Raw genomic sequence first — 4,572 nt, forward strand, 5'->3', positions numbered from 1 at the left:
AGATGAGTGGAAGTTGCTAATGAAGATTAAAAAGCCAAGGGGCTGGAATGGCAAAGATACTCCAAGCCTAAAGTGGGCTTATCAATCGCTGGCTAAATTGGGTGGTTTTACAGATACTAAACGCACAGGTATAGCAAGTTGGGAAACGATTTGGGAAGGTTGGGATACCCTTCAATCTTATGTCGTTGGATATAGGATGGCGAAAGAAATGCTAGCTGACGGAGAAATGCACTAAGATCTGATCAAGAGACAGGACTTCAACCGAAGCCGCTGATGAATGTGAGAAAGTTGAGGAAAAAACGAACTTTACTACAATTGCAAAAATAACACATAAAAATCAACAATTTAAACACTTAAACACTTAAACACTTAAACACTTAAACACTTAAACACCATAAGATTTAAACTCCAAATTAAGGCGATTAAGCAACAAAAATAGGATTCATACAGTCAAAAAATTTCAGTTTATTATTACTTTTGAAATATTGGAGCACCAAAAATAAATAACTTTTGGTTAGATTCAATTACCAAAGCATCATTATCCCCCATCAAATAAGCATTTATTGGAGCCTTGCCCGTCTCAAGTAAAATAAACTTGTCTTCAACATGAGGCACAAGGCAAAAATCAGTTAAGCAAAGACCAGCTAAGTCCTGTAAACCTCTAGAATTAATATCGCCACAAAATTCTGCTGTTTCAATAGATGGCGTTAATATCATCGCACCTGCACTGACTCCTATTAGCACTCCACCGGCTAAATAGAATTCAATCAATTGATTATCTAAATTACGTTCTTTTACAAACTCAAGGAACCGAAAAGTGTCACCACCACTAAGGTGTATCGCATCTTGGGCTAATAGCACTTCCAGTGCGCAGGAATTGAATTCACCTTCTAGCTCAAGATAGGCTTCCATTTTATAGCCTAGCTCCTTATAAAACCTTTGAGTAGCGGTAAAATACGTACGCTTAGAGTCAGGTTGCGATGCTAGATAACCGACGTTTTTAGCCTTTTTACCTAGAGCTTCTTGAATGGCTAAGCGACTATTTTCACTTTCATGTTGACTTAATAATACTAATTTTCCCTTCCTTGAATGAGTTGTCAGCATATCTTATGTATTTTCCTTACTGGATCATTGAAAAAATATCGTGTTATTAACGGTCTAAGTTAACTCATCCTATTTAACACTAGAAGTCGTAATATGAAAAATCTCATAAAAAGTTTTACTAGCTTGGCTTTGATTCTCTTCAGCCTAAACATTTATGCCGCCGATAACTTTAAACCTGCACCAGATTTTTCTCTAAAAGACGCTTCTGGTAAAACTCATACGTTAAAGAGCTATGCTGGTAAGCCGTTGATTATTCAGTTTTGGGCAACATGGTGCCCTTACTGTAAAAAGCTGCAACCTGGTTTAAATAAAATCTATCATAAATTTACTGACAAAAATGGGGTTCACAAAGTTCAGGTCATCGGGATATCGTTTGATGAAGAAAAAAATGCACAACCCGCTTTAGTATTAAAGCAGAGGGGTATAGACTTCCCAACCCTATTGAATGGAGAGCAGGTTGCTAAAGCCTATGGCGTACAGGGTACACCAACAACCTTCTTTATCGACAAAAATGGAAGACTGCTCGGCAAAACTACTACATCCAACCCCGAGGATAAAAAACTGCATTTGGCAGCCAGAGCTCTCGCAAAGCTTTGATTGAAAACCTAAGTTCCATTATTCTGTCTGAAAAACAAATAAAAGGCAGAGTAATGGCACATTTTTATCACGTCGGAACACCTAACACCCCTTGGGAAGCACATGAAAAGCAACTGTGGTATAACACTACATCCATAGAACGGAGTTATAACAAAGAGGTTTTAGCAAAACTCGAAGATGTAAATGATAACTTTGACATTATTCAATATGGCTCTCTTCCAATTAACCCAGAAAAATACCCTCTTTTCGCTTTAAAATCTAAAATCTGGGACAGTAATAGGCCAACGGCTCTTATTACAGGTGGCGTCCACGGTTATGAAACCAGCGGTGTTCAAGGCGCTATACTCTTTGCTAAAGAGTTTGCCTCTAAATACATTGAACATTTCAATTTAGTCATTACCCCCTGCATCAGCCCTTGGGGATACGAAACCATAAATCGTTGGAACCCGCACGCCGTTGACCCAAACCGTTCATTTGTTGAAAACTCGCCATCAGAAGAGGCTGCTCAGGTTATGGCTTTTGTGAATAAATTAGATACAGCTATTTTTGTTCACATTGACCTTCATGAAACGACTGATTCTGATGAAAATGAATTTAGACCTGCTTTAGCTTCCCGTGACGGTAAATCTTATTCAGCAGGTACAGTTCCAGATGGATTTTATCTCGTAGGTGACAATGAATTACCGCAATATGAATTCCAAAAAGCAATAATTGATTCCGTTAAAGAAATCACTCACATTGCGCCACCAGAAGCTGACGGACAAATTTTAAGTAAACCTGTTGAGCAGGATGGGGTTATCAACTATCCAACTAAAGCTTTAGGTTTATGCGCTGGTTTTACCAATCGTCAATATTGCACCACCACTGAAGTTTATCCAGACAGTCCAAAAGTTACGGCCAAAGAATGTAACTTAGCACAAGTCGCTGCCATCACTGGTGGTTTAGATTATTTAATCAGTAAGATATAATGCTGTACAAGCCGGTTAGGATAATCGGCTTTTTCCTAAAACCATGGATTCGGTGAAGAAGTTGTCTAAGAGAAATTTATTTTTTAAGCCTACATTTAAGCTTTCTTTTTTACATCCAAGATATATTGGTACTTGGATTGGCGTATTTATTCTATTTCTAATCGGCTTATTGCCCTGCTCTAGCAGAAGAAAGCTATCTTATGTACTTGCCAACTTGGTAATTCTTTTTGTAAAAAAGCCGATTCATATTGCGAGAGTCAACATTAATACTTGTTTTCCAGAGCTCTCAAATGAACAAGTTGAAAATTTAGTTCATAAAACTACGGTTAACTTTTTAACAGAAATATTCTCTCAAACTCAATTATTACTCTGCAACAATGAAAAGCTCACAGCAAAAGTGACTCTTGAAGGTTCTACCTTAATTAAGCAGAGTGTTGATAACGGCAAGCCTGTTATCTTCGTTTTGCCTCATGTTTGGGGAATTGATTTTGCAGGTTTGAGATTAAATTCTGAGATTCCTATGGTTTCAATGGCAAAACCCCATAAAAATCCAATTTATAATTGGATTGCCGCAAAAATTAGAACAGGAAATGGCGGTAAAATTTATAAACGTGAAGCGGGTTTACGCAGCATTATTGTGGAACTGAAAAATAAAAAGAGCTTTTTATACTTGCCGGATGAGGATCTTGGGATTAAACACTCTGTATTTGCCCCATTTTTTTCGACTCCAAAAGCCACATTGCCAGTCTTAGCTCGATTAGCCAAAGCGACGGATGCAACAGTGATTCCGATAAACTTAACCTATTGCAAATTAACCAATAAATTTAACGTCAATCTGCAAACACCGCTTCATTTTGAGCCATTAATAACGAAGGAAGAAGAAGCAACGGCACTCAACAAAACAGTTGAAGACTTAATCAAACTTTCTCCTGAACAATACATGTGGTTCTTAAGGATATTTAAAACTCGACCAAATGGTATAAAGGGGTTTTACAGCAAGAATAAGAACACTCAACCCATAGACTAAAAAACAATCAAGCTTTAATAGTGTGCTTGCGACTAAAATACTTTATCAATGCAACTCTATTTTTGGGAGCCAATCCAAAAAATAGGCAGATTATAGGACAAGGAAGGAAAAACAGCATGGCAGGATCAATATGAGCTCCATCGATCAACAGAAATAGATTACCTGCATACAAGACAATAATGCCTGTAATACCAATCAACAACAGTAATAATCTATAAAATTTCTCTAAAGCTTTCATTTTGATATTTATTTATTTTGATAAGGCATTATATGATTTAAAAAAATTAAATGACAATTTGTTTGTCAACGTTCTTATCAGCACTGTAGATACCTTTGCTCAATTCTCTTTTATGAGTGAACAAAGATTCGAAGCCAGATCAGTTTGAAACAAGAGCAAGTTCAGTGGAGAAGTTATCAAACTCGGCATGAAGCTCAACAAGATATTTTGAGTTACATAACGATGTTCTATAACAGCAACCGTTTGCACTCTATGCTTGGTTATATGAGTCCAAATGATAACGAAGCACAAGAAAGAGATTTAAAGAAAGTCTCTTAACTGAGGTGTCTAAATTTAGTTGACCACGTCAGATTTAATTTATCTGTTAATCAAGTTTGTTTAAGATCCTTTTTTGGTTAGATTCAATGATTGATAATGTTCGCTCAATGAAGCGTGATATTGCTTTGTCAGGTAAAAAATCGCTTTTGTTTTGCTGATTAAATCGTAACCATTCACCAGCCCCGTATTGACTTTTCAAGTTAAAGAATCCACCTTCTTAGAAGGTGGCTTTGCCTTTCGCCCCCTGTAAGGGGGCTGGTGCTTGCCCTCTTAGAAGGCAAGCTGTTGTCCCCGATATTTATGAATTAAAAATCAAACCC

At 37.1% G+C, this 4,572-nt stretch carries 4 protein-coding genes and 2 pseudogenes; 5 read left to right on the plus strand and 1 reads right to left on the minus strand.

The annotated features are described in order from the left end of the window. Positions 1-235, plus strand: a pseudogene (locus JQC92_RS21015) (IS4 family transposase); the annotation flags it as partial. A gap of 236 nt (positions 236-471) precedes the next feature. Here the strand turns inward: JQC92_RS21015 and JQC92_RS21020 are convergent. Beyond that, a complete protein-coding gene (locus JQC92_RS21020) occupies positions 472-1,104 on the minus strand; it encodes a Type 1 glutamine amidotransferase-like domain-containing protein (RefSeq protein WP_205001492.1) in 633 nt (210 codons plus the stop codon). A gap of 93 nt (positions 1,105-1,197) precedes the next feature. Between JQC92_RS21020 and JQC92_RS21025 the strand changes: the two genes are divergently transcribed. The 4 genes and pseudogenes from JQC92_RS21025 to JQC92_RS21040 form a co-directional block, all read left to right on the plus strand. Continuing rightward, positions 1,198-1,701 carry a peroxiredoxin family protein gene (locus JQC92_RS21025; RefSeq protein ID WP_205001493.1) on the plus strand — a complete coding sequence of 168 codons (504 nt, stop codon included), beginning with the start codon at positions 1,198-1,200 and terminating at the stop codon, positions 1,699-1,701. Between the two features lie 53 nt (positions 1,702-1,754). Beyond that, positions 1,755-2,669 (plus strand): M14 family metallopeptidase, encoded by a 915-nt coding sequence (locus JQC92_RS21030; RefSeq protein WP_205001494.1) that lies wholly within the window; start codon positions 1,755-1,757, stop codon positions 2,667-2,669. Positions 2,670-2,712: 43 nt separating this feature from the next. Then, on the plus strand, positions 2,713-3,696 hold the full coding sequence (locus JQC92_RS21035) for an LpxL/LpxP family acyltransferase (protein ID WP_239480666.1): 984 nt from the start codon (positions 2,713-2,715) through the stop codon (positions 3,694-3,696). Positions 3,697-4,075: 379 nt separating this feature from the next. Next, positions 4,076-4,252: pseudogene (locus JQC92_RS21040) on the plus strand (IS3 family transposase); the annotation flags it as partial. Between the last annotated feature and the right edge of the window lie 320 nt (positions 4,253-4,572).

Origin of the sequence: Parashewanella hymeniacidonis, assembly GCF_016900895.1 — a bacterium.
Classification (GTDB): Bacteria; Pseudomonadota; Gammaproteobacteria; order Enterobacterales; family Shewanellaceae; genus Parashewanella; species Parashewanella hymeniacidonis.

What these genes read in the sequence shown, in the direction of transcription:
- JQC92_RS21020 (WP_205001492.1), bottom strand. Translation starts at nt 1,104, where the DNA reads ATGCTGACAACTCATTCAAGGAAGGGAAAATTAGTATTATTAAGTCAA.
- JQC92_RS21025 (WP_205001493.1), top strand. Translation starts at nt 1,198, where the DNA reads ATGAAAAATCTCATAAAAAGTTTTACTAGCTTGGCTTTGATTCTCTTC.
- JQC92_RS21030 (WP_205001494.1), top strand. Translation starts at nt 1,755, where the DNA reads ATGGCACATTTTTATCACGTCGGAACACCTAACACCCCTTGGGAAGCA.
- JQC92_RS21035 (WP_239480666.1), top strand. Translation starts at nt 2,713, where the DNA reads ATGGATTCGGTGAAGAAGTTGTCTAAGAGAAATTTATTTTTTAAGCCT.